At 42.6% G+C, this 25,703-nt stretch carries 19 protein-coding genes; 11 read left to right on the plus strand and 8 right to left on the minus strand.

Annotated features, from left to right (window positions below; genetic code table 11):
• Nucleotides 1–55: 55 nt before the first annotated feature.
• From ACHUFI_RS17155 to ydiJ, 4 genes are all read right to left on the minus strand, one after another.
• Nucleotides 56–1,954, minus strand: a complete 1,899-nt coding sequence (locus tag ACHUFI_RS17155) for a S1 family peptidase (protein WP_394251308.1) — start codon at nucleotides 1,952–1,954, stop codon at nucleotides 56–58.
• 231 nt (nucleotides 1,955–2,185) lie between these two features.
• The gene (locus ACHUFI_RS17160; RefSeq protein ID WP_394251310.1) at nucleotides 2,186–3,799 is read right to left on the minus strand and encodes a S1 family peptidase; all 1,614 of its coding nucleotides are present in this window, start codon (nucleotides 3,797–3,799) and stop codon (nucleotides 2,186–2,188) included.
• Nucleotides 3,800–3,938: 139 nt separating this feature from the next.
• A complete protein-coding gene (locus tag ACHUFI_RS17165) occupies nucleotides 3,939–4,400 on the minus strand; it encodes a methyltransferase family protein (RefSeq protein WP_394251312.1) in 462 nt (153 codons plus the stop codon).
• Between the two features lie 67 nt (nucleotides 4,401–4,467).
• Nucleotides 4,468–7,506, minus strand: a complete 3,039-nt coding sequence (gene ydiJ / locus ACHUFI_RS17170; protein WP_394251314.1) for a D-2-hydroxyglutarate dehydrogenase YdiJ — start codon at nucleotides 7,504–7,506, stop codon at nucleotides 4,468–4,470.
• 222 nt (nucleotides 7,507–7,728) lie between these two features.
• On the opposite strand from ydiJ, the gene ACHUFI_RS17175 reads away from it, so the two are divergent.
• On the plus strand, nucleotides 7,729–8,412 hold the full coding sequence (locus ACHUFI_RS17175) for a DUF3334 family protein (protein WP_394251316.1): 684 nt from the start codon (nucleotides 7,729–7,731) through the stop codon (nucleotides 8,410–8,412).
• A gap of 7 nt (nucleotides 8,413–8,419) precedes the next feature.
• Here ACHUFI_RS17175 and ACHUFI_RS17180 read toward each other — a convergent pair whose 3' ends face one another.
• Nucleotides 8,420–10,525: a sensor domain-containing diguanylate cyclase gene (locus ACHUFI_RS17180; protein WP_394251318.1), complete on the minus strand. Its 2,106-nt coding sequence runs from the start codon at nucleotides 10,523–10,525 to the stop codon at nucleotides 8,420–8,422.
• 211 nt (nucleotides 10,526–10,736) lie between these two features.
• On the opposite strand from ACHUFI_RS17180, the gene ACHUFI_RS17185 reads away from it, so the two are divergent.
• The 6 genes from ACHUFI_RS17185 (at nucleotide 10,737) to ACHUFI_RS17210 (ending at nucleotide 15,633) form a co-directional block, all read left to right on the plus strand.
• Entirely contained in the window at nucleotides 10,737–11,426 is a 690-nt protein-coding gene (locus tag ACHUFI_RS17185; RefSeq protein ID WP_394251320.1) for a DUF2786 domain-containing protein, read from the plus strand.
• A gap of 105 nt (nucleotides 11,427–11,531) precedes the next feature.
• Nucleotides 11,532–12,200 carry a YiaD family glycine zipper/OmpA-like lipoprotein gene (locus ACHUFI_RS17190; RefSeq protein WP_394251322.1) on the plus strand — a complete coding sequence of 223 codons (669 nt, stop codon included), beginning with the start codon at nucleotides 11,532–11,534 and terminating at the stop codon, nucleotides 12,198–12,200.
• Between the two features lie 56 nt (nucleotides 12,201–12,256).
• Nucleotides 12,257–13,252, plus strand: coding sequence for a J domain-containing protein (locus tag ACHUFI_RS17195; protein WP_394251324.1), 996 nt, complete (start codon nucleotides 12,257–12,259; stop codon nucleotides 13,250–13,252).
• Between the two features lie 168 nt (nucleotides 13,253–13,420).
• Nucleotides 13,421–13,609 (plus strand): hypothetical protein, encoded by a 189-nt coding sequence (locus ACHUFI_RS17200; protein WP_394251326.1) that lies wholly within the window; start codon nucleotides 13,421–13,423, stop codon nucleotides 13,607–13,609.
• A 324-nt stretch (nucleotides 13,610–13,933) separates the two neighbouring features.
• On the plus strand, nucleotides 13,934–14,329 hold the full coding sequence (locus tag ACHUFI_RS17205) for a hypothetical protein (RefSeq protein WP_394251328.1): 396 nt from the start codon (nucleotides 13,934–13,936) through the stop codon (nucleotides 14,327–14,329).
• Nucleotides 14,330–14,529: 200 nt separating this feature from the next.
• On the plus strand, nucleotides 14,530–15,633 hold the full coding sequence (locus tag ACHUFI_RS17210) for a phosphoribosylaminoimidazolesuccinocarboxamide synthase (RefSeq protein ID WP_394251330.1): 1,104 nt from the start codon (nucleotides 14,530–14,532) through the stop codon (nucleotides 15,631–15,633).
• Between the two features lie 68 nt (nucleotides 15,634–15,701).
• Here ACHUFI_RS17210 and ACHUFI_RS17215 read toward each other — a convergent pair whose 3' ends face one another.
• On the minus strand, nucleotides 15,702–16,079 hold the full coding sequence (locus ACHUFI_RS17215) for a transporter (RefSeq protein ID WP_394251332.1): 378 nt from the start codon (nucleotides 16,077–16,079) through the stop codon (nucleotides 15,702–15,704).
• Nucleotides 16,080–16,280: 201 nt separating this feature from the next.
• Complete coding sequence (locus ACHUFI_RS17220; RefSeq protein WP_394251334.1) at nucleotides 16,281–18,638, minus strand: helicase-related protein; 2,358 nt, start codon at nucleotides 18,636–18,638, stop codon at nucleotides 16,281–16,283.
• A gap of 199 nt (nucleotides 18,639–18,837) precedes the next feature.
• Here ACHUFI_RS17220 and ACHUFI_RS17225 point away from each other — a divergent pair, with 199 nt between their 5' ends.
• The 3 genes from ACHUFI_RS17225 (at nucleotide 18,838) to ACHUFI_RS17235 (ending at nucleotide 22,997) form a co-directional block, all read left to right on the plus strand.
• On the plus strand, nucleotides 18,838–20,526 hold the full coding sequence (locus tag ACHUFI_RS17225; protein WP_394251336.1) for an NAD-dependent malic enzyme: 1,689 nt from the start codon (nucleotides 18,838–18,840) through the stop codon (nucleotides 20,524–20,526).
• A 238-nt stretch (nucleotides 20,527–20,764) separates the two neighbouring features.
• A complete protein-coding gene (locus ACHUFI_RS17230; RefSeq protein ID WP_394251398.1) occupies nucleotides 20,765–21,439 on the plus strand; it encodes a SanA/YdcF family protein in 675 nt (224 codons plus the stop codon).
• Between the two features lie 187 nt (nucleotides 21,440–21,626).
• Nucleotides 21,627–22,997 carry an SLC13 family permease gene (locus ACHUFI_RS17235; protein WP_394251338.1) on the plus strand — a complete coding sequence of 457 codons (1,371 nt, stop codon included), beginning with the start codon at nucleotides 21,627–21,629 and terminating at the stop codon, nucleotides 22,995–22,997.
• A 180-nt stretch (nucleotides 22,998–23,177) separates the two neighbouring features.
• Here the strand turns inward: ACHUFI_RS17235 and ACHUFI_RS17240 are convergent, their stop codons facing one another.
• A complete protein-coding gene (locus tag ACHUFI_RS17240) occupies nucleotides 23,178–24,482 on the minus strand; it encodes a GGDEF domain-containing protein (protein ID WP_394251340.1) in 1,305 nt (434 codons plus the stop codon).
• A gap of 336 nt (nucleotides 24,483–24,818) precedes the next feature.
• Here ACHUFI_RS17240 and ACHUFI_RS17245 point away from each other — a divergent pair, with 336 nt between their 5' ends.
• Nucleotides 24,819–25,643, plus strand: coding sequence for a DUF2797 domain-containing protein (locus tag ACHUFI_RS17245; protein ID WP_394251342.1), 825 nt, complete (start codon nucleotides 24,819–24,821; stop codon nucleotides 25,641–25,643).
• The last annotated feature ends 60 nt before the right edge of the window (nucleotides 25,644–25,703 follow it).

The raw sequence follows: 25,703 nt of genomic DNA on the forward strand, positions 1-25,703 counted from the left end.
CCCTGATAAGCTAACTTATCAGGGCTTTTTGTTTATTTCATGTCATTGTAAACAATCATTGGTGATAAACTTTTCTTCTGTATGCGACAAGCATTAATACCGGTACTAAAAACCAAGCTACTCCACCACCACTAGAACTCGATGTGGCATTTGATCGCGTCGTTGACGTAGTGCTATCTGTCTCTTCTGTATCTGATGTATCTGATGTATCTGATTCTTCCGAGCCTGAAATATCTGTGCCCTCTGAACCCGAAGTATCCGTATCTCCTGAATCCGAGCTATCCGAGTCTTGTGAGCCTGAAGTGTCTGAGCCTTCCGAACCCGAAATATCAGTATCTTCAGAAGACGAACCATCCGTGTTTTCCGAACCTGAAGTATCCGTGCCGCCTGAATCCGAATTATCCGAGTCTTCTGAACTTGAAGTGTCTTTATTTTCGTAAGGGAGGCTACCCAGGTCTTCTGAATAAGTAATCTCAAACACTTTCACTCTATCTAACCCACTAGTCACAATCTCATCTTTAGAATATAAAAGGGTGAGCACATTGTCAGAATCTCTATATAGGGGAACATCAATGTCTCGAGTTACTTCTCCACTTAGTCGCATGACACTCTTGCTGTTACTAAAGATAGACACTTCATCGAAATCAGCCTCCGAAGATACATTTAGTGACACAGTTACCGTTCCTTTAGGTATACCGGTGATCATCAGTTTAGTGCTTTCGTTATGGGAAATTGTTGGGGAAACGATACTCCCACTCTCGCTATCCCAAGTACCATTAATGCTGTAAACACCATTGTTAGGAGCAGTAATAAGATTCGTTACACTATCTCGTGCTAAAATCACCCCTTCGTATGAAGCGCTCATTTGGATATCGCTAGGGAACGTATTACCGTCGGTAGAAAGTGATATCGTCGCTTTACCTGAGGTTAGATCATTTACTGTATAGGCGATTTGAACTTGGCATGTACCACCAGCCTCAATCCCATTAACAGAGCAATTCTCAGAAACAATATTGGTATCTGCGGTAATAGCTTGGAGAGCTGTTACCTTGACAATCTGATCCGAATGATTGGTTAAGTCGAAGCTGTGGTGATGTTGACCGACTAACTTAGGCCCAACACGTTCATTCTGGCGATAACTTAAACCAGCCGTCTGCATTTCGATCCAGTCAGCAAAATGACTAACGTTCGCATAAACTCCATAAGCATTTTGTTGAGCACATCCGATTCCCCAACTAACCACACCTAACTGCTCGAAATTTTCACCACTTTGAACCACAATAGGACCGCCACTGTCGCCTTGGCAGGAATCCCTACCGCCTTGAGAATACCCCGCACAAAATGCATCATCACCGATATCCTCATAATCTCCACCTAGAGAAGTACAAACGTTTTGGTCGACCAATGGAACATCCACTTGATACAAGTGGTTTGAAAAAGAGGTACCGGCGCCAGCATCTTGATCCCCCCAACCCATCACGGTTAGCAACTCTCCAGTTTGAATATTCGAACGAAGATATTTATCGGCGGTGCTAATGGCTTTTTCGTTAACACTTTCCGCTAGTTCGATAATCGCTATATCATTATCATTAGAATTCGTCTGAGCGTAATCAGCGTGCACATAAACAGCCTGTACTTTATAACTGTGTTCATTGACCGTTTGCGCTTGTAGATCACTTTGTCCAATCACAACATAAAAATCTTCGGGTTCAAGTGTATCTACACAATGGGCAGCCGTTAAAATGTATTTTGTGCCAACAAAGCTACCACCACAAAACTGCCCCAAGTATGCGTCTGGATTATTGAAAGATAGCGCCGTCATGAATGGCCAACTGCTACTATCTGATTGCGTACCATTGATGATCCGCGAAGAGGCTTCAGTCGCAGCCATAGCCGACGATAACCCTAGAGAACTAATACTCAGAGTTAGCAGCATCGCCTTTAAGTTTTTCATTGGTTTCCTTACTCCAAATTGCACCTATATATTCACCAGAACAATAATTTATAAAAAATCGAATCTGAAGAAATAAAACACTATTCAATTTATTTTTGTGACGAATAAAACTTATTAGCACTCACTGATTTAGCTTGTTCTAAATCCACCTGCGTTCTTGTGCCATTCAAAAAATCAAAAAAGCCCCGACAACAAAAGTTATCGGGGCTTTTTCATCAGGGAGGCGAATCGCTATTTACGTCTTCGATTGGCTAAAAATAGCAGAACCACAGGTACAAACCATCCTAAACCACCACCACTTGAACCACTTTTCGCAACATTAGAACCATTTGATTTTGAGATACTTACCGCATCTGAATGGCTAAAGCCACTCACTAATGCTCTATCGTCACCAGCAGAAAACAATCCGTCTTTCTTGTACTCAAGTAGAAGGGAATTGTCGTTATCTCGGAGTAATGGGACCCTTATGGTGCCAGTAAACTCACCACTGACGCTATCTACTAACCAAGCGTTACTATAAATGTTAAGAACATCGAAGCTTTCTTCAGAGCTGACATCCAAATTGAGGGTTAATGTGCCCGTTGGAATACCCGTAACAACCAGTTTACTCTCAGTATTATCCCATTTGTTCGACGAAACTAAATCACCGTTATCTTCCTGCCACTCATGTTGTGTTGTATATACATCGTCATGTTGGATCGATACTTGATCAGCTACGTTACTGGACGCCGCTTTCACACCAACATACGTCACTTTCATCTCTATATCTGATAAATTGCCATGATCGGTCAAAACAGATATTTTTGCCTCACCAAAATCTAACTCATCAACCATATAAGAAATGTTGATCTCGCATGATGCTCCAACACTTAGTGGTGTCGAACATGTATTACTTTGAATTGAGGTATCTGTTGTAACGGCAGTAATTTGAGTAACTGATACTGGCTGTTGAGTATTGTTGGTCACGCTAAAGGCATGAGTGTGCTGTCCGGCTAACTTCGCGCCTACACGTTCGTTTTGTTGGAAGCTAAACCCTTCCGTCATCGAAGAAATCCAATCGGAAAAATAGCTCACGTTAGCGTACACGCCATAAGCACCTTCTTGAGCGCAACCAATACCCCAGCTAACGACACCTAGTTGTTCATATTCATCGCCATTTTTCACGACGATAGGACCACCGCTATCCCCCTGACAGGAATCTTTCCCACCCTCAGGGTAACCTGCACAAAAGGCATCCTCGCCAATACTCGCATAGTCTCCACCAAGGCCTGTACAAGTAGACTGCTCAACTAAAGGGACATCGACTTCAAATAAATGATTAGACGAAGAATAAACGTCTGGGTCAGCATTTTGATCACCCCATCCCATAACAGTTAAAACTTCACCAGACTCCAAATTATTTCGTAAATATCGATCGGCTGTAGTTATGGACCTAGCATCAGGAACATTCGACAACTCAAGAATTGCTAGATCATTTTTGATATTTGGAGATGATTCATAGGAAGAGTGAATATAAACTTGTTCGACAGAGTAGCGGCTACTCTCTGCATCAGAAGCCGATAAATTCGAAGTACCTACGACAACATCAAAGTCTAGTGATTCAAACTCTTCGACACAGTGAGCAGCGGTAAGAACGTATTTCCCACCGATGTAACTCGCTCCACAAAACTGCCCATCATAAGCATTTACGTTTTTGAACACTAAAGCTGTCATGAAAGGCCAACTATCACTCCCTGATTGCGAGCCATTTATGATGCGCGAAGAAGCATCTGTCGTAGCATGAGCCGACGATAGCCCTAGCGAACAGACGCTTAGAGCTAACAGCGTCGTCTTAAAATTTTTCATTCGTTTTCCTATACCAACTTATATCTATACATTCACCAGAACGATAATTTATAAATAACTTTGGTTAAAGGAATACAACACTATTCAATTGTTTTTTGTGACGAATGAAACTTATTAGCATTAACTGATTTAGGGGGTGCTAAACCCATCTGCGCACTCGTTGCTTATAATCCACATAACTAGCCCCGAACAAGGCTTCAAGTGCCTGTTCTTCTGGTTTTATTTGAAACTGGTTCATATAGATGACGAACAAACAACTTAAGCTGATACTGAAAAAATTCTGTAAGTAATAACCAAAACCAAATAACACTAAAAACAACCCTAAATACATTGGATTACGGGTATACGCGAAGATTCCGGAATCGACGACTAGCGATGCTTGCTCAGGTTTTATTGGATTAACCGTGGTCTTCCTTTTTCTGAATTCATAGACGCCCGCAAGACCGATATACGTACTGATTAGTACTAAACCTCCAAACACATAAAAGCGAAAAGGAAACTCTACTAGCACGTTCACAAATACTGTACTGACATAGTACGACAGCCCAAGCATCACAATAAAAAGGGCCACCGGCGGTATTTTCAATTCCAGAAACTTCATAAACTAAATTCATCCTAGCTCTAACACTAATGACAAAAAGCCCAGTAAAAATACTGGGCTTCGTGAGTTACACTATATTGACTAACGCTTGTAATGGGTGAGCGAGTTTCTCCCCCTCAAATCGCTTCACTTGGCTGCGACAGGAATACCCCGTAGCCAAACATCTATCTTTCGGCAAGGATTCCATTTGTGGCTTCCAGCTCAAACCGTAGATATCTTTCGACGTTTGAAGCTTATCGACCTCATGACCATATGTACCGGCCATACCACAGCAGCCTACTGGAACTGTATTCAACTTAGCACCGAAGTGAGTGAAGATAGCGCCCCACTCTTTCTCGGCGTTCGGCATTTTGGTTTTTTCTGTACAGTGAGCAAATAAATACCACGCCTCTTCCGAGTCACTTTTCTTCGGCTCGAATTCAGCAAGTAATGGGCTCATCCATTCATGAACAGTAAGTACATCAAACTCGCCACGCTTGTCCCCTAACACTTCAGCGTATTCATCGCGATAACAAAGCACTAGAGCTGGGTCTACGCCCACCAATGGTATTTCAAGCTCAGCAACCATAGACAAAAAGTCAGCCGTCGATTTGGCGTTCTTAGCAAATCGACTTAAGAACCCCTTAACATGTTGGGCTTTACCGTTTGGTTTAAACGGAAGAATTACAGGAGTTTTGCCAAGTTTAGCGGCCAGTGTTGCAAAGTCTTCCACTACATCTGCATCATAGAAGCTAGTAAACGGATCTTGAACTATGATGACGTGTTGTTTTCTGTCTTCTAGAGAAAGGCCCGCTAACGCTTGTAGATCAAATTCTTTCACTGAATTGTCTTTAAGTCGCTTTTGTAATGTCGGGACAGACATCAAAGGTGCATCGACATAACCGATCGTTGAAGCTGTTAAGTTTTGTGCCCATTTTTGTGATAACGCAGCATTCACGACTTTTGGCGCTTTTGCCATCAGCGGCAATACCGTTTCGATATTAGCGACGAGATAATCTTTTGCAGGGCGCTGATAACGATCATAGTAAATGTTGAGGAATCGCGAACGGAAACTTGGGACATCAACCTTGATCGGACATTGGCTTGCACACGCTTTACACGCCAAACAACCGTTCATTGCGTCGTAGACTTCATGAGAAAAGTCGTACTCATGACGTTTATTTAACGAGTTCCTCACTCGTTCAATCATCGTTTTGATAGGTGTCGTGTCTTTTAGCGCTTGTTGCTCTAAATCGAGAATATCTACACCTTGTTCTGTGAGCTGACGTAACCACTCACGAACTAGCCCTGCACGCCCTTTCGGTGAATGACGGCGGTCGGCCGTCACTTTCATCGATGGACACATCGGTGAGCTCGTGTCGTAGTTGAAACACAAGCCGTTACCGTTACATTCCATCGCTTGTTTGAAGCTGTCACGCACTTGAACATCAATCTGGCGATCATAGTAACCGCGCTTAGTGTCACTCACTTTAACCAGTTCAGCGTCACTCTCTAAAGGCGTACAGATCTTGCCAGGGTTCATTTTGTTATGCGGATCGAACGCCGATTTAATTCTGCGTAATTCGGTGAATAGCTCTTCACCGAAGAAATCTGGACCATATTCAGAACGGAAGCCTTTACCGTGCTCGCCCCACATTAAACCGCCGTATTTAGCCACCAGCTTGACCACTTCGTCGGATACTTGATGCATTAAAGCTTCTTGCTGCGGATCGCACAGATCTAACGCCGGACGAACATGGAGTACTCCTGCATCCACGTGGCCAAACATGCCGTAGTTGAGCTCTTTTGAATCAAGAAGTTCACGAAACTCGGCAATGAAGTCGGCGAGATTCTCTGGCGGTACACAAGTATCTTCTGCAAACGCAACTGGCTTCGCACGGCCTTTCGCTGCGCCTAATAAACCTACAGCCTTTTTACGCATGTTGTAGATTCGGCCAATGCTTGCGAGATCGCTACAAACCTGAAAACCGATAACGCCGGCTTCTTCTGTTTCAACCATAGTGGCGAGCTTATCTGTCAGCGCCTGCACCTGCAGTGCTACTTCTTGCTCATTTTGCCCAGCAAACTCGACCATATTAATGCCGAGCATTTCTTTATTTGGAACATCAGCGAGTAAGTCACTCACGGTATGCCAAACAATGTCTTGCTTCGCTAAGTTGAGAACGCGGGAATCAATGGTTTCAACAGACAGCGCACTTGCTTCCACCATAAAAGGAGCGTTGCGTAGTGCTGAATCGAAGGTGTTGTACTTCACGTTCACCAAAGTGCGCGCTTTAGGGATCGGAGTTAAGTTCAGCTTAGCTTCAGTAATGAACGCTAGAGAGCCTTCAGCACCACATAGAACACGGGTTAAATCAAAAGAATCATCTTGTTCACTAATCGCATTCTTAAGATCGTAACCGGTTAAGAAACGATTAAGAGGAGGGAATTTATCCACTATCTGCGCACGCTTTTCACGACAAACCAACTCTGTAACTTTCAATGCCTCAGACGCGTATTCCCCTTCTTGAGGTAAGCCATGAGACAAATCAGATTCTAAGCACGAACCATCCGCAAACACCGCTTGCAGCGACAGAACATGGTCAGACGTTTTGCCATACTTTAACGAGCCTTGCCCTGATGCATCGGTATTGATCATACCGCCCAATGTGGCTCGATTACTCGTTGAAAGATCTGGAGAGAAGAAATACCCAAATGGACGTACAGCATCATTAAGTTGATCTTTAACGATACCTGACTGAACTCTAACCCAACCCTCTTTTTCATTAATTTCAAGGACCTGGTTCATATGACGGGATAGGTCGACAACGACCCCCTTCGTTAAAGATTGACCATTAGTCCCAGTGCCGCCCCCTCTTGGAGAAAAGGTAATTCTCTCAAAATCGGATTTTGAGCTAATCTTTCCTATAAGGGTCACATCTTTTGTTGTTCGAGGGTGAACCACAGCTTGAGGTAATTGTTGGTAAACACTGTTGTCGGTTGCAACAGCTAGACGGCTAGAATATTGAGATTCGATATCGCCAGTGAAACCTGCAGCTTTTAGTTCATTTAAAAAGCTTACAACCACCGGATCGACATCCGCATTGAGTTGAAGTCTTGGTAACATTTGCTTCCTGCCCCTACTTCGCTGATCCAATCAGCAATGGGTTGATAGTGATTTTGATTATATTTTTGAGTTGAGTCACTTTACTACTAATAACTTCATATAAAAAGGTGATCAAATAAGAATCTCAGTGCGAAAATGAATCTAACGCTTTCTTTTTCCTCAAATCTATTCAATATATATTGAACAACATTCGTTTAATGGATACATCAAGAGCACATGGCAATGAAAAAAAATAAAACAGTAACAACAGAAGATATTTTATTGAAGCTGTGCCAATCGGTATCTGGTGTCTTAACATCAGCAACAGCATCTCAAGTTTCTTACTCTGCGATGGTGCAGAAAATCAACAAGACCAGTCTGAAACCAGACTTTGGCTGTTTTGTTCTATTTGATGGTGGTTTCTCTGGCCTCGTCGTCATTAACTTTACTTCCAAAGCCGCTTTGGAGCTTTATACAAACTACATGCGCAATATGGGCATGCCTGAAGAAGAGCTTGCTGTGCTACACACTTCTGATGAGGTAGGTGATGTACTGGGCGAGTTAATGAACCAATTGGTTGGTGATTTCACTAATAAAATTCGCAAAGAGCTACAAACAAATATCACGCAAAACCAACCGAAAATGCTGGCATTGAACAAGCAAGTGAACCTGTCTGTCGACACCAACTTGGATCGCCCTCAGGCACGTCGAGTGACGTTCTCTACTGAAGCAAACAACATCTTTTACCTTGAGCTAGCAATGGACAAGACTGAATTTATTCAGCTAGAAGAATTCGAAGTGTCTGAAGATGAGTGCCCGGATTCAATCTTAGAAGCGACTCAACAAAAAATGAATACGCCGAAGGAAACACCAGAATCAAAAGGTTCTGATGCGGCCACTGACTTGTTGGATGAACTAGGTATCTAATTCCATATTACCCTCTTACCAAGTCACCCTGTCGTTCGCCGATGACGACACCATTGAACGCCACCGAACTTCTTCGGTGGCGTTTTGCTAAGTAGAGATTTCCATCTACCAATGAAATTACGCTAGATAAATCATCCTTAGGGCTCAGCTTAACTAAGCTTAAGCCTAGTGTTAATGTCACTGAATCAGACACACCGGAATGCTGATGGGGAGTCCTCTGGCTCTTCATTGATCGCTGAATCGCTTGTGCGATTTGTTTAAGCGGTGCTGCTTCTATACTCTCTATCAGAATAAAAAACTCGTCCCCGCCGTAACGGAAGATACTAGCTTGAGTATGCTTGCACGCATCCGTTAAGACTTGAGCGATATTTTTTAAAACAGAATCACCAGCATCATGTCCATAGCTATCGTTGTATTCTTTGTAGAAATCAACATCTATCATTATCAAACCAACCGTGGCTTGCTCAATACAAAGCTTAGTTATTGAGCTCTCTAGCTGAAGGCGATTGAGCAAACCGGTCAACGGATCAGTCATCGCAAGATGATTCAATTGAACGTTACTTTGCTGCAATTGCTTTTGTTGCTCTATCAGAGTTTGCTGTTGGTGCAAATTCTGCAGAGCGATCGCTATATATTGCGCAAACTGCTCAAGTAACTGACGATGATAGGTTTTGTACTTGTACGCTTCATGATGCTGGACTGTCACAATCCCAAGTAACTCATCCCTCAATAATATTGGAGTAAACAGAACAGAATTAGTATTGTGGTCTGAACCGGTTTTATAAGTAAAGTTGCGTCTGAGGTTACTGCCGAGCGCAGAAGCCACTTCTTCATCGGTTCCAGTGTTAATCAACACCGTCTTTCTTGTTCGGCAACAATACGCCCCGATCCCGTGGTTGCTTTCACATTTGACAACTTTGGGCTCGACTCGACACCCTCCATCAACGGTAAAACAATAATTCAGTTCGTTATTGAGGGCGTCATATAAACCAATACTAAAAAACGTCGCCGGGAACAGAGTTTGAATGTCATAAAACACGTCGACGATGTCGTCCACTAAGTTCGTCGACGTCGCTATTTTTTGACCAAGCAAAGTAATCGAACTGAGTTGATTCAGAAGCTCTTCCTGATTTATTTTTTCGCGGTATTCTCGAACCCGCTTAATATTTGCCTGAAAATATTGGCTTTCTTGACTTTTAAATCGCTCGAGTTCACTTTCTGCATAACCAATTTGTTCTTCGTAAACTCTATCAATATCATCACGTTCATTGAGACGTTGATGACAAGATTTTAAGATCGAGTACAGTCCAAACAGTAGTTTTGCGTGGTCTTTTATCTGCTTTCCTGCGATAACTTTGTCGCACAATTCGATCGCCTGATGGTAACGATGGCTGTCGAAAAGAAACTGCGCGTATAGGTAAGCGGACTCAGCAACCCCATAGCCGTCATTCTGTTGAACAAAGGTGTCATAAGACGCTTCGAAAAGCTGATTCGCTTGATGGTGAGCATCACGATCTTTTTCAACCAAGGCTAAATATAGGTTTGCAAAACCAAGATTGCGGGTAAATGAATGGGCTTGGCTAAGGGCTATGCTCTCTTTTAACCAAACCTCTGCTTCTCCTAGCTCACCTAACTCTCTTTTCGAACGCCCATAGTTGAGGTAACAAAGACTCAGAGAAGATGGGTCACTTATCTGATGCAGATTGGTAATGGCCGACTTAGCAATATCTGCGCACATTTCATAATCCCCTAACTGACTGTAAATAGCCGCCAAGTTAGTATTAAGTAATGACTCGAAATATGCGTCTTCGAATTCCTGTTTAGACTGTGCTTCCAGTAAATACGTTAATGCTTGCTGATAATCCCCTACAAGAGAACATAAAGTGCCTAAATGCACTCGCAAATATTGTGCGAGTACGAATTCACGATCTCGTTCACACGCACCAAGTAGATCCAGAAACTCTACCGCCGCTTGCTCAAATTGATGACTACGATACTTCTGATAGGTATCCAAAAACGATAGATAATGAAGGTTAGGCTCCAGCGCGGCATTTGAATAAATCAGCTGTATTCTGGTTTTTAGCTCAACCACCGCGTTAGCGGTTCTGTCCATGTAAACCCTTGATATCATTTTTAAACAACACTGATCCGTTGCGAATCGCATGCATCTCTAACCTTCACACTTCATTATACAGAACATAGTATTATATAGTAATTACAAGTCACTATCTCAATTCGCCTGATTACTTGCCTCTTTCTGTTCAAGGCGAAAACAGGTAAAATGGCGGACTTTTCTAAATTTGCGGAAGATATCTAGTTAGTCGATGGATAAGAAAAAAGCCCTTAAAAAAATTGCGAAGTGTTTAGAACTTGGCAATTCAGCAAACGTAAATGAAGCCGCTAACGCGATTAAAATGGCTCATAATTTGATGATCAAATATGGTCTTGAAAAAGACGATATTGAATTCATCAAGATGGGGAAAACTCAATCTACTCACTTACTTCCTGCGAATATCAGTTCCACTCTACTTCGAGTGATTCGTGGCATTAATACCAAGTTTGGTGTTGAAGCAGTTTTGCTTAACCACAAAGGTTTAAAGCGTGCCGAATTTATCGGTGAAGCCGATCGAGCGATATTCGCCGCTTTTGCTTTCGACATTATTTACCGCGAAATGAACGAGCACACAGGTCAATTCAGAAATAGTTTTGCGGGCTCAGGAACGAGCTCACTTGAAGTCACTCGTCGCGTGAACTCATTTGTTTCAGGTTGGGTTGAAGGTGCACTGGAAAAACTTCCGGTGATCACGCCAGATGATGAATCAAACAACAAGATCAACAACTATATTGATAAAGAGTTCAAAAACATCGATCGTGAAACCTTTAAACAGCAATTGAAAGAAGCGATGAAAAACTTAACCGCCGATTACGAAGTCGGCTTAAAAAAAGGGCGTAAGCTTTCAGTTAACCGCCCTGTTGCTGGCGCTCAAGCCGCGAAACGTATTCAAAAAGCCTAAACTCTATTCTTTACAACCCTTTGAAGGGTTTGATATACAGAACATTATTTTTTATACGCAACTCTACTTGATAACAGTAGTACCGTTATATATGGAGATTTCAAATTGAAAAAAATGACGATCGCTTTGGCTCTGACTATCGCTTTAACTGGCTGTCAGGCTACTCAACGCCAAAATGCGACAACCGGTGAATCAGAAACAAATTCAGCGACTCAAGGCGCACTTCTTGGCGCGATCGCGGGTGCAGTAGCAGGAGCAGCAACTGGCGATGATTCAAAAGACCGTCGTAAGCGTGCCCTTATTGGCGCAGCTGGTGGTGCGGCTGTCGGTGGCGGTATTGGCTACTACTTCGATCAACAAGAAAAAGCGTTACGCGAAGAACTTCTTAACTCAGGTGTTCAAGTCGAACGTGTAGGTGAGAACCAGCTATTACTGCGATTAGAAAACGGTATCGGCTTTGCCTCAGGTTCATACGCATTAGAATCGAGTATTCATAATACGCTTCGCGGCGTCGCTCGTATCTTAGTTGAATACCCAGATACAAGTTTGGTTATCGATGGACACACTGACAGTACAGGCAGTGAATCTGGCAACCAAGTATTGTCAGAGCGCCGTGCAGAATCAGTACGTTCATTCCTAATCTCTCAAGACGTTGCAGCTGGCCGTGCCATTGCTCGTGGTAATGGTGAACGTTACCCTATCTGCGATAACAAAACGTCAGAAGGACGAGCATGTAACCGCCGTGTCGAAATTCAGATATTACCTCTGAAATAATCCACGATAAGGCTCGGTCTCCTAAAAGACCGAGCTTTTTTATTGAGTACCCATAATTGTTTAAAAAATTTTTCATCTCACTTGTTCTCTCCTTATCAGCAACTGGGGTTCACGCTGACTCTATTGCGAGCCTGACAGAAAAGGCTAACCAGCAAGATCCAAAATCTCAGTACCTGCTGGCTCAATCGTATGAGCTTGGAGTCGATGTAAAGAAAAACGATGACCACGCGTTTTATTGGTATTCACAGGCAGCACAAAACGGCCAAAGCAATGCACAAAAAAAAGTGGCCTACTTTTTAGTAAAAGGGATTGGTACCAAGCGGGATATAAGCGAAGCTGCTCGTTGGTATACACAACTGGCGTTAAACGGAGACACTCAAGCCCCGTTGCAACTAGCAAAACTTTATGAAGCTTTCCCTAATGAATTTAAGCCTTTAGATCTTGCAGAAGCTTGGTATCAGGTCGCTCTGAAATTTGATGAACAGGCGGAAGAAGGTTACAACCGCGTTTTAGAAGCACAATTTAATGCTCGCAAAGCTAATCAGCTTTCATCTTTCGAACAATTAGACATCGAGTTTACTGAACCCGAAGTTTCAGAAGAGCCACAATTACAAGAATCTAAAGCAACTACTGGCGGCTTAACCACTCAAGAATATGTGTTGGCTGTGCTTTTAGTCCTCCTCACTGTCGCGCTTTTTCTCATGGCTAAAAAAATCAAAGCCAAACGAACAAATAATCAACAACAGCAACAAAAAAGTTTGGATGATCAACTGAAGAGTCAGCAGTTCACGATCAAACAGCAAAAAAGACAGTTAGAAGCCATGTTCCGTGAGGTCAAAAAGTATCAAGCAAACAATAAAACTCAGAAGCTCAAAGTAGCCTGTGCGTTATTTGGCTACACTCCGACAGCCATACCTGATGCTAAAAAAATTAAAGTTAGGTATAAGCAGCTATCCAAGGTTTATCACCCTGATTTGCATGGTAGCGATGAAGAAATGAAACGCTTGAATGCAGCGCTGAAAACGATACTACAAAATGTTACACAAAAGTAACCAAACGTAATAAGTTATGTCTATTACTTTCGCTTAGGTCTGAATTTATTACCCTCGCAATCGATATCGCTCTCAAAACCACGTAACAAATAGTTAACTTCACCCGGTCAAATATGTCATAATCTATCTCGACAATAACACCTGATTCAAACAGGTGGGGAGAATAGAATGTTCACAATTGAAGGCACATGTGATTGGTGTAAGCAGCCAAATTTAGTAACTAAGCACGATTATATCGACGGTAAATTTCATCATGCATGTAAAGAGTGCAATGATTTAGCAGTATTAGACGTACGTCAATTCAACATTGGCGAAATGGAAATGAGAGCGAAACTATCTCAAGCCACCCTACGCTAAATCAGTATTACTCGTCGATTAAAATGAAGAAACATAAGAAGCGCCCTAGGCGCTTTTTTTGTATTTGTCTCCCCTAGCACCTCGAACCTCATTCCATTTATACAGTGTTTTCAAACAAACACCTGTATAAACACATTAAGTTCTTTCTGAACCTCAGATTTTCACAAAAACCAGCTAAAACAAAACCTTCATAAAAACAATAACTTATTAAAGTCATCACCTATATACACCAAAATGCGTTCGAAAAAGCATCAAAAAAGTCTTGAATTATGAGCGAACAATAACTACTGTATAGACATACAGCATGTATATAAGGACAGCAAAATGATTCAAGCACAGGCTCAAACTTCACATACTCAGTTCCATGGCGCTATTAACTCACGCCGTGTAAGTTCGTTTAATCCGTCTTCATCTGTATTTGAGCGTTTGTCTGAGTTGTCTAACCAGAATCAATGGGTACTCTTCACTTCAGAGACCCCACGACCTTCCGCAAAACAATTGGAAGCACATGCCGTCTGCTGTAATCGCGTCATTCATATGAAAGCCTCTAGTAGCCAAACAGAAGAAATCATTGTAATGAAAGCCATTCAGTCAGGAAACGCGAGTGCCGTCGTTGCTAGTGACGCTATCGCTCCATTTAATCAAGCGCAGTTAAAGAGCCTTGCAAGACAATATCACTGTGAAGTGTTCTTCATCCCATCTTCATCATCTGTACACTAATTCGCGACTCGCTGATTAAAAAACCTGTCTTTTTGCCTCCTAGTAACCAACTCTATTAGGAGGCTTTTTTATGTACCCAAAAACATAGCAAACGTTTGCTTTTTCTGTGGCGACAAAAAATAGTTCTGGTATGATGCCGTCTAAACACAGTGCACCTTCGCACTCTCGTCTGACGTTTGATAAAAGATAGGAATGTCTAAATGAGCCTCGCTGATCAAGTTCTTGCAGTAAATGATGATCTACCAATCCGCACCAATAAGCCTGTTCACAGTGGAAAAGTCCGCTCTGTATATTGGTTAACCGAAGAAGACAGTCAACGCCTGATCAAAGATAAGGGTTACGATGTCGCACCAGATGCGCCACTCGCAATAATGGTGATCAGCGACCGTATTTCAGCGTTTGATTGTATCTGGCGTGGCGAAGGTGGTCTAAAAGGCGTTCCTGGTAAAGGTGCTGCATTAAATGCAATTTCCAATCACTGGTTTAAGTTATTCAAAGAAAACGGCTTAGCAGACAGCCATATCTTAGATATCCCTCACCCATTCGTATGGATCGTGCAAAAGGCTAAGCCAGTAATGATCGAAGCTATCTGCCGTCAATACATAACTGGGTCGATGTGGCGTGCGTACGACAATGGCGAGCGCGAGTTTTGTGGTATTGAAATGCCTGAAGGATTAGAGAAAGATAAGAAGCTGCCAGAGCTACTGATTACTCCTTCAACAAAAGGTATTTTAAAAGGTATTCCGGGAGTCCCTGAAGCCGACGACGTGAATATCACTCGTCAAAATATTGAAGACAATTTTGCTTCATTCAACTTCTCCCATTCTTCAGATATCGCGCATTACGAAAAGCTGCTAAAAGAAGGCTTCAACGTGATCAGCCAAGCGCTTAATGAAGTCGGTCAAACATTTGTTGATACTAAATTCGAATTTGGCTACGTGCATGATGCAAAAGGCAATGAGAAGCTTATCTATATGGACGAAGTCGGCACACCAGACTCATCTAGAATCTGGGATACGCAGGAATATAAAGCCGGTAAAATTGTCGAAAACTCTAAAGAAGGTTTCCGTCAGTTCTTACTCAATCACTTCCCTGATCCAGACATTCTTTTGAACAAAGAACGTATGCCGGAAAGAGAAGCGCTTGCACAAGATAACGAGCTTCCATTAGATGCGCTTATGTCCGTTTCACACACTTATACAGATATTGCTGAAAAAATCACAGGTAAGAGAATCGTTCTAAGTGAGAATCCAAAGCAAGAAATTGTTGATATTCTCCGCTCTGAATACGACTTGATTGATTAATCAAAAACCTCACATAGAAAAGCGGCCTCAATTGAGGCCGCTTTCATTTTGAGCGTTCATAGTCATTGTTATAAGCGAATTGTAAACTCTTCCTGAGATTTACCAGTGATAACCAAGTGACTTCGCGACTCGATATATTCGATTTGTTCATCTTCTAATGAGTACGGCATGACCACTTTAAGTTCATTAATTCCTTCTAATTTCGCGAGCTTTAGTAACGTTACGATATTCGACTCATCACTCTTGCGAGAAGACATTGATTTCAATGCCATTTCCCATAGTCTGTCTTCCGGTGTTGCGAGCTCTTTGAGGCTATCTCGCCACACTGTCCCAAATACAGGCGCAAAAGTTGTGAGTGCTTCTAAAAATGTCCATTTTTTACTGCATGAGGCCCCAAGAAACGTTGTGTAATCAAATTCCACACTCGTTTTCTTTTGCTTATCCATAATGTCCCCCGACACACTAGCAACACAATGTTCTAAATATCCAACAAGTGGCTGGTTATAGCAATAGGATATAAGAGATCGGTCTTTTATACCCTCTTTAGTACACAAAAAGAAATATCAAATTCAAAGTCGTAACAATCCATGAACGCAAAATTACATATATGTGCTTAATTGATTAATATTTTAGTGGATGAATAAAAACTACTTTATATCTACAATTCGACTCGCTTTCTTATACTGAACTCTCCACCCTTGCCACGTTGGAAGTTCCCAGCGTTTTGGTACCGTTTTTCTTAGCCCGCTCTTATGCACCACATACACCAACTTTCTGCTCGGAAAATATTCTACCGTGAGTTGCAGATCGCCTAAACAAAGCGATAGAGGGTGCTTGGCTGCAAAGTCATTATATTCCCAATAAGGTATACCATCGAAAGGGAAATCCTCATTCGAAAATAGGCTTAAATCATCTAAGTTTTCGACCCCTAACGACTCCAATTGATTCACAAACCACGATTCAAATGTCAATACGGAGAGCTCGTCAGTCATTGTACTCGCTTCCGAAAGCCCTAGTTGAACATACAACTGCCACATTGCTATTTCTTGAGAGCGCTGAATCGCTAGCCCCTCCAATACCTGTTCAGCAATGACCATATCTACGATTGGTTTTAGAGCCAGTTTCCCTTCAGGTTCGGCATGTTTGGTCGCGATAACCCTACCTGCATACATTAATTGAAGCTCGGTGAACACTTGCTCACCATCGGTAATAGTCTCTCCTTGCTGCCATTCTCCGACTTCGTTATCTACGAGCAATGATAGTGGTACAGGCATAGTCACAGTCGCGAGTGTTAACGTTTGTTTTACCCCTCTTCCGGGTAAGCTATGCGTATCTAATACAATACTCGCTTCAGTTTTATCGCTTAATAGGCTTTGCTTCCCTAACATTACTTCAAGGTGGCCATTTGAAAATGCGTCTCTACGTTTAGCCCTACGCACGAACAATAACTCTGGATGTAGTGCAACAATGGCTTTAATTAGGTCATTGCGGTCATAACGAGATGCGACTTCAAGCTCAGGCAATTCGAACACTTCTCTCATTTGATTCGAAAGTCCCCTTGCTTCTTTGACAGCGTCAGGTTCAGTTATCAAATTAGGGAGTGGATGCCCTCTAACCAATTTCACTAGTAATGTCGCATCGCATTGTTCAGGAATAGTCTCAATTAATTCTTCGAATTGTTCTTCACTTTTAGGAAGTTGGTATAACTTGGCGGGAACCGACAGCGCTGCGGTTAAATCAATCATGACTTCTTTTAACGCCTTATGACTGATCCTAGTAACCAAGTCTGCATAAATTGCATCAATTGGTAGCGGGTATAACGCTTTTCCATGCTCAGTAATCGCACCTTTCTCATCAATCGCTGACATCATAAGCAGCTTTTGTCTCGCCGAATCTAGCGATTTACTAGGCAACTCATCGATAAATGACAGGGATTCCATGTTGTACCCACAGCTAGCGCTGGCGAGCAATGGTTCGATCAATTCTTCACGCTGAAGCTCTGGTGGAGTCACAAGTTCCAATGCCGCGTGCTGCCCATATAAGTGCACACATACCCCTTCCATCACACGACCAGCGCGGCCAGCCCTTTGCTTGGCGCTAGCTTGAGAAATATTTTTTAGTGAAAGCGTCGTTCGCCCATTTCGTTGAACCGTTCTTCGCTCTAATCCGGAATCGATAACAACCTCGATATTTGGGATCGTTAACGATGTTTCAGCCACATTGGTCGCGAGCACAACTTTCCTTTGGTTTTGTATGGTAAGTGCGAGATTGCGTTCTTCATCACTAACAGAAGCGTGCAGCTTGACGATCTTGACACCATCAAGACCACTTAACATTTGAGCGCACTGAGTGATTTCTTTACGGCCTGGGAGAAAAACCAAAATATCGTTCGAAGAGTGCTCCAGTTGATATTCAACTTCCGCTTTCACTTTCTGTTCGAGGTTTCTAATATCTGGTAAATCTCTGGAGTCACGAGAACGATATTGTACTGCGACCTTGTAAATTCGGCCTTCGCTCTTCAACCGTTTCGCAGACAAGTAAGTCGCTAGCTTTTCGCCTTCAATAGTCGCCGATGTGATAATTAATCGGTGACTCTGTTTTTGCTTTAACAACGCAACGAATAAATCGATGTCCCAACGACGTTCGTGAAATTCATCGACGACGATGGTATCGAATTCACTGAGCCCACTTTCCGAAAGCCACCTTAAAGCGACACCCGGAGTTACAAACACAACTTCTGTCTCAGCTGTAAATGTCGCTTCTAACTTAATTGCGTAACCAATTTTTTTCCCTAATGGTTCGCCAGATTGTTCAGCTAAGAATTGAGCTAAAGAAGTACACGCAATTCTTCTTGGTTCAACCACCAATACTCGACCTTGCTCGGCCGCCCAAATGGGTAGACGTGTCGACTTACCTGACCCTGTTTCAGCTTCAACGATTAAGTGATGATGTTGCATAGCCTGCGAGAATTCAGACTTTAAAGAATCAATGGGAAGCGTGTGCATATAATAGAAAGGTAACTTATAAAATAGAGCGATTTGAGATACGTGATTATAACCAAAATTGCTACTAATTTGCGTCCACGTTCAACTTAACGAAAGTTTAATACTTAATTGCATCATATAAAGGGAGAAATTGTTTACAATTGAATAACTAAACCGTTATCATTTTTCTCGTATTCTTTCACCCCTACATAGGCAACCAATGAACAACGATAAACGCCCTCTTTATATCCCGTATGCGGGCCCAGCCCTCCTTGCCACTCCTCTTCTAAATAAAGGTAGCGCTTTCTCAGCAGAAGAACGCAGCTCTTTCAACCTAGAAGGCTTATTGCCAGAAACTACCGAAACTATTCAAGAGCAAGTTGGACGTGCGTACAAGCAGTACTGCAATTTCGATAACGATATGGATAAACATATCTACCTTCGAAACATCCAGGATACTAATGAAACGCTTTTCTATCGTTTAGTACAAAACCACATTTCTGAAATGATGCCTATCATTTATACCCCTACGGTTGGGGCTGCATGTGAAAACTTCTCGAATATTTACCGCCGTGGCCGTGGATTATTTATTTCATACCCGAACCGTGACCGTATTGATGATCTCCTGAACAACGCAACTAACCACAATGTTAAAGTTATCGTAGTAACGGATGGCGAGCGTATCCTAGGCCTTGGTGACCAAGGTATCGGTGGCATGGGTATTCCAATTGGTAAGCTTTCTCTGTACACCGCTTGTGGTGGTATCAGCCCTGCTTACATGCTTCCTATCGTTCTTGATGTAGGTACAAACAACCCACAACGTTTAGCAGACCCTATGTACATGGGCTGGCGTCATCCTCGTATCACGGGTGCAGAATACGACGCTTTTGTTGAAGAGTTCATTCAAGCAGTTCAACGCCGTTGGCCTGATGCGCTTGTTCAATTCGAAGACTTCGCGCAAAAGAATGCAATGCCTCTTCTTGAAAGATACAAAAACCGCATTTGTTGTTTCAATGATGACATCCAAGGTACTGCTGCAGTAACAGTAGGTTCATTAATTGCCGCGTGTAAGGCGGCGGGTAGCCAACTTTCTGAACAGCGCGTGACTTTCCTTGGTGCGGGCTCTGCTGGTTGTGGTATTGCAGAAGCGATCATTGCACAAATGGTGTCCGAAGGGATCAGTGATGAGCAAGCGCGTTCTCAAGTTTACATGGTAGACCGTTGGGGCTTACTACAAGAAGGCATGCAAAACCTACTCGACTTCCAACAACGTCTTGTTCAAAAGAACAAAAACACTCAAGATTGGGAGAGCGAAGGTACAGGCTATTCGCTTTACGATGTTATTCGTAACGCGAAGCCAACCGTTCTAATTGGTGTATCAGGTGCACCGGGCCTATTTAGCAAAGAAGTCATCCAAGAGATGCATAAGCACTGTGAACGCCCGATTGTATTCCCACTATCGAACCCAACAAGCCGTGTTGAAGCAACGCCTAACGATATTCTACGTTGGACACATGGCCAAGCTCTCGTAGCGACAGGTAGCCCATTTGAGCCTGTTGTAGTTGAAGGTAAGACGTACCCAATTGCTCAATGTAACAACAGCTACATCTTCCCTGGTATAGGCTTAGGTGTACTTGCCGCGAACGCCTCTCGCGTTACAGATGAAATGCTAATGGAATCAAGTCGTGCGCTTGCGACCTGTTCTCCACTAGCAATCAATGGTACAGGCGCGCTATTACCGCCACTTGAAGAAATCCACTCAGTATCTAAAAAAATTGCTTACGCTGTGGGTAAAAAAGCGATTGAGCAAGGTGTAGCGTTGGAGATTACTGACGAAGCACTTCAACAAGCTATTGACCAACATTTCTGGCAGCCCGTTTACCGCCGCTACAAGCGTACTGCCTTCTAAGGTAAATCAATAATATTGGCCTCTGTATCTACAGGGGCCTTTTTATTTCATAGGCAAACACATCGCTCTCACACCCTAAAAACTCACGCTAATCACTTCACAAGTTTTATTCTATGGATGCTATTTGATAAATCATTTTGCTATTATCACTCTTTCCGCTTCTGTATCGAGATCTGTTTAAAACGTGAGAATCCACAAGCTACTTTCCGATATCACCTTAACTAAAATTCGGTCATCCATCCGTCCATTAGTCTCTGCTATGGGTATTCTACTGTTAGCGACGGTCTTAACAGTAATAGCGATTGATAGATGGGTATCGTGGCAAGCAGAAGGACGAATTGTGTTTTCCATAGATGACGTTCCCGAACGGGATGTCGCTGTCGTACTAGGTACAAGTAAGTATTTAGGAAGAACCTTAAATGAGTATTACACTCATCGCATCGATGCGGCGATAGAGCTTTATCAATTAGATCGCGTCCAACAATTCCTACTCAGCGGCGATAACGCCCATCGTTCTTATAACGAACCATGGACAATGAAACGTGACCTTTTGAAATCCGGTGTACCTGAAGAGGCAATCAACTTAGATTACGCAGGGTTCAGAACCCTAGATTCCATTGTTCGTGCCAAGGAAATTTTCGATACGGATAACTTCCTAATCATCACGCAAAAATTCCACTGCGAAAGAGCACTCTTCATCGCTCGTTCTTTCAATATTCAAGCCCAGTGTTTCGCGGTATCTGGTCCAACACGCCACTCCGGTATCACAATACGTTTACGCGAAGTATTTGCGCGCAGCAAAGCATTTCTGGATCTCTACATCATCGGGACCATGCCCAAGTTTTTGGGTCCCAAAGAACCAATTAGCACGATTAATGATACCGAAACCACTCAGCCAGAATTAAATGTGTAGATTTCTACACGTTTTGAATTTGTTCCCTCACATTTTCCTCGAACACTATTAAATCACACCAACGCGCAGTCATTAACCTTAGTAACATCTCCTCAACAAAAGTCTAAGTCTGACATTAAGTCAATCAAGCCTCATATAACTATAGGTCTCACAAGACACCCAAGAGGCAATGCAAAAGGAGCATCTTATGACTGCACTAGCAGTAACTATGAAAAACTGGTTATTCACCAAAAACAGCATGATCTTAATCGGTAATGCTATTCTCTTTGCCACTTTACTCAATACACTACCGTTCGAAGAGAACGTCAATACAGGCCTAAGCTTGTTAACCTTCATCGCCATTTTATGGCTTACTGAAGCCGTTCACGTCAGCGTGACAGCGTTGTTAGTTCCATTACTTGCCGTATTGCTTGGGGTTTTCAACACTCAAACTGCACTGGGTAACTTCTCTAACCCAATCATTTTCTTGTTTCTAGGCGGATTTGCCTTAGCCGCTGCGCTTAATAAGCAAGAACTTGATAAAGCCATCGCAGATAAAGTTCTACTACTCGCAAAAGGCAGAATGTCAGTAGCGATCTTCATGCTGTTTGGTGTCAGTGCTGGGCTTTCGATGTGGATATCCAACACAGCAACAACCGCAATGATGTTGCCATTAGTTTTGGGTGTCATGAATAAAGTCGATCAACGAGAAAATCGCAATACTTATGTATTTGTCTTATTAGGTATCGCTTACTGTGCCTCTATTGGTGGTATCGCAACATTGGTCGGTAGCCCACCAAATGCGATCGCTGCTGCTGAAGTTGGGCTGAGTTTCACGGAATGGATGGCGTTAGGCTTACCTATCTCATTAATTCTGATGCCTATTGCGATGTTCATTCTTTATGTAATGACCAAACCAAATTTAAATCACACCTTTGAGTTAGACCACCAGCCAGTTGAATGGACAAACGGAAAGAAGATCACTCTGGGTATTTTCTTGCTTACTGTGACTTTGTGGATTTTTGGTAAACCAATTAACGCAATGCTGGGCGGGTTTTCGAAATTCGATAGCTTAGTCGCGGTCGGCGCTATCGTATTACTCGGTGCATCACGTGCTGTTCAGTGGAAAGATATTGAAAAAACAACCGACTGGGGCGTTCTTATCCTATTCGGTGGCGGTATCTGCTTAAGTAACGTACTCAAAGCAACGGGAACCAGTGTATTTCTAGCACATTCTTTAAGTAGCTTCCTTGAGCAAGCGGGAGTTCTGCTTACAATCCTTGCTGTGGTCGCTTTCGTCGTATTCCTGACTGAATTCGCAAGTAATACAGCCAGTGCTGCGCTATTGGTACCAGTATTTGCAACTATCGCGGAAGCGCTAGGCATGTCCCCTGTCATTCTTTCGGCTCTAATCGCTGTAGCTGCTTCTTGTGCCTTTATGCTGCCAGTCGCTACACCACCGAATGCTATCGTGTTCGCCTCTGGTCATATCAAGCAGCAGGAAATGATGCGTATCGGTATGGTGCTGAACATCGTGTGTATTTCAATACTGACTTTATTCGCTTGGTTGTTCTGGTAATAGCCTACTAGCATAGCTAGTTTCCCTTCAAATAGCAGCGCCACTCATGAGAGTGGCGCTAAAAACTAAAGAGCACTACTAGGTTAACGAAAGGGTTTTGGTTATCCCCCGATTTAAACCGAATCCTTTGTTATCCTTTTCCCTTTTGGTGGCTGTGTGGCCACCATTTTTTTATCGTGTTCACTCAAACCCTACACTAACCTCAACCCGGTTTCTTCCAAGGTGCTTGGCTTGATATAGCGCTTCATCAGCACGCGCAATCGCTTCTGTCACCCGCTCCTTCCCAACTTCAGCGACACCAACACTGCATGTCATCGCATCTCCATGAACCCAAAAATGCTGAGCAACTTGGCTGCGTATACGTTCTGCAATTTCAGTGGCTTTTTCTAAATTTTCACCTGGGCAGAACACTATAAATTCTTCACCGCCCCACCGAACCAAACGATCTTTGCCACTCAGCACACTGGAAACCACCATGCAGAACTCTCGGAGAATATCGTCACCCACTTTATGTCCGTATGTATCATTGACCTTTTTAAAGAAGTCGATATCCAGATACAACATTGAAAGTGTGTCTTTCCCCTGCTTTACATGCTTAGATTGGACTTTAAGCCAGTCACGAATAGCATGACGGTTTTGAGCACCAGTCAACGCATCACGATGTGCCAATTCTGCAAACTCAAAATTTTTCGCTCGTAATGTTTGGTTTACCTGCTTTAAGTGCGCATGGCGTTTATCTGATAGTGCAACTTGACGGCGAGATTTATGCAGTTCAGAAACAACAAATAACGCGGCAATAAACAGCCAAAGTGCAAGTAGTAAAAGGAAGAGGTTTTCGCCTTTGATGTAAGAGCCTTCAAACTCAATGCTCTTAATAACAATATGATGATTACCAAGGGTCGAAGAAGACCCGGTCGCGAACTCTATTTTATTGACGTTCGAGTATTCAGGGGCAGAATGTTCGATAGAAATTTTATTATCGGCCAACCACCAAGTCATCACCTGCAAATTCCCAATCGGGATCTCCAGGACACCATTACCAACCCCCGGCGCAAACTCCATCCCGTTGTACTTATGAGTATATTCATCATCAACTACCGAATACTCAGGGTTGAAGTTTCTTAAATACGTTCTTAAGCGCAAGTCAGTGCGCTCATCCTGCTTGTAGTCGATGTTAACTCTAAGGGTATGAAATTGAGAAAGGTCGATGCCTTTTGCAGGATCTTCATTGATATGAATCGATAAACCACAATAAGGCCAAGGATAGTCTGACTTAATCAGCTCACAATCTAAGACGTACTCCCCATCCTTGAGATCTAGGGATGATGTGCTAAGCCCACCACTTGCTTGATCATTGGTTGCGAAAAAACTGTACTTTTCTGGTGATATCGTCGCTATACGGTGATCACCTTTCACTCGATAACCCTGAACAACCAAAATTGTCAGCAATATCAGCCCAAAAATGGCTTTATGTATCCACTTCAACTCTTATTCCTAATTCTGCCTGAATAAACAGGTTAGATTCACACTATTAATAAAACGTCAACAGCCGATCAATCAAAGTTGTAGCTTTATTCCAATTGTCTCAATCGTATTACAATTTTAAACCACCGACTTAAGCATTGTCATCAGCTAATTTAGTAAATACTTAAGCTACGCGCCTCACTTTTCACTCATTTTTTAACATCGTTTGTTCGGGATACGTACGATTCCGACCTTAAACGAGGCTCAGTTTTTGTTATCATAACACCACAAAAGTATAGGACTGGTTTCGCATAAGAAGCACAATCACTATATACAAAAAATTATAAGAGTAATGTCATGTCTTTATTAGCAAAGGGAACACTAAAAAAAATGAGTGCTTCTCTAGATGGAAATGTCACCTATCGATTACCGGTTGGGGATGAACTCGTTGAGCTCACGCCTTTTATTGGTAAAACGTTAACTTTGACCCATACGGGTAATATCTTCTGCAGCTCATGTGGAAAGAAAACGAAGAAAAGCTATTCTCAAGGCCATTGCTTCGTGTGTATGAAAAAGCTTGCAAGCTGTGACATGTGCATTATGAAGCCTGAAACTTGTCACTATGACGAAGGAACTTGTCGTGAACCTCAATGGGGTGAAGACAATTGTATGGTTGACCATTTTGTGTACCTATCAAACACTTCTAGTTTGAAAGTCGGTATTACGCGCCACACTCAGATCCCAACTCGTTGGATTGATCAAGGCGCAACCCAAGGTTTACCAATCTTAAAAGTAAAGACTCGACAAATCTCCGGGCTTATCGAGGTAGAGTTGGCAAAGCATATTTCAGATAAAACCAACTGGCGTACACTGCTTAAAGAAGACGGGGCTGATATGGATCTCGTACAGCGGGCTGCAGAATTGCTACCGCTTGTAGAACCAACTATTGCAAAGCTCAAAGAGCAATACGGTGAAGATGCGATTGAAGTACTTCAAGAGTCTATTACTCCACTGAGCTACCCAGTAGAAGAACACCCGACTAAAATCACTTCCCACAACTTCGATAAGAACCCAGAGGTGACAGGTATTTTGAAAGGCATTAAAGGCCAATACCTTATTTTTGATACTGGTGTGATTAACATTCGTAAATTCTCTTCTTACGAAGTCGAAGTTTCAGCATAGTTATTTAAAGTTCAAAACAAAAAAGGCTCTTCAATATGAAGAGCCTTTTTATATCAACAG

The organism is Vibrio profundi, from assembly GCF_043642225.1.
Taxonomy (GTDB): Bacteria; Pseudomonadota; Gammaproteobacteria; order Enterobacterales; family Vibrionaceae; genus Vibrio; species Vibrio profundi_A.

Bases quoted from the DNA above. Each gene is read 5' to 3' on its own strand.
- ACHUFI_RS17160 (WP_394251310.1), bottom strand. From the start codon at position 3,799: ATGAAAAATTTTAAGACGACGCTGTTAGCTCTAAGCGTCTGTTCGCTA.
- ACHUFI_RS17215 (WP_394251332.1), bottom strand. From the start codon at position 16,079: ATGGATAAGCAAAAGAAAACGAGTGTGGAATTTGATTACACAACGTTT.
- ACHUFI_RS17220 (WP_394251334.1), bottom strand. From the start codon at position 18,638: ATGCACACGCTTCCCATTGATTCTTTAAAGTCTGAATTCTCGCAGGCT.
- ACHUFI_RS17180 (WP_394251318.1), bottom strand. From the start codon at position 10,525: ATGGACAGAACCGCTAACGCGGTGGTTGAGCTAAAAACCAGAATACAG.
- ACHUFI_RS17155 (WP_394251308.1), bottom strand. From the start codon at position 1,954: ATGAAAAACTTAAAGGCGATGCTGCTAACTCTGAGTATTAGTTCTCTA.
- ydiJ (WP_394251314.1), bottom strand. From the start codon at position 7,506: ATGTTACCAAGACTTCAACTCAATGCGGATGTCGATCCGGTGGTTGTA.
- ACHUFI_RS17225 (WP_394251336.1), top strand. From the start codon at position 18,838: ATGAACAACGATAAACGCCCTCTTTATATCCCGTATGCGGGCCCAGCC.
- ACHUFI_RS17175 (WP_394251316.1), top strand. From the start codon at position 7,729: ATGAAAAAAAATAAAACAGTAACAACAGAAGATATTTTATTGAAGCTG.
- ACHUFI_RS17235 (WP_394251338.1), top strand. From the start codon at position 21,627: ATGACTGCACTAGCAGTAACTATGAAAAACTGGTTATTCACCAAAAAC.
- ACHUFI_RS17210 (WP_394251330.1), top strand. From the start codon at position 14,530: ATGAGCCTCGCTGATCAAGTTCTTGCAGTAAATGATGATCTACCAATC.
- ACHUFI_RS17200 (WP_394251326.1), top strand. From the start codon at position 13,421: ATGTTCACAATTGAAGGCACATGTGATTGGTGTAAGCAGCCAAATTTA.
- ACHUFI_RS17165 (WP_394251312.1), bottom strand. From the start codon at position 4,400: ATGAAGTTTCTGGAATTGAAAATACCGCCGGTGGCCCTTTTTATTGTG.
- ACHUFI_RS17205 (WP_394251328.1), top strand. From the start codon at position 13,934: ATGATTCAAGCACAGGCTCAAACTTCACATACTCAGTTCCATGGCGCT.
- ACHUFI_RS17245 (WP_394251342.1), top strand. From the start codon at position 24,819: ATGTCTTTATTAGCAAAGGGAACACTAAAAAAAATGAGTGCTTCTCTA.
- ACHUFI_RS17185 (WP_394251320.1), top strand. From the start codon at position 10,737: ATGGATAAGAAAAAAGCCCTTAAAAAAATTGCGAAGTGTTTAGAACTT.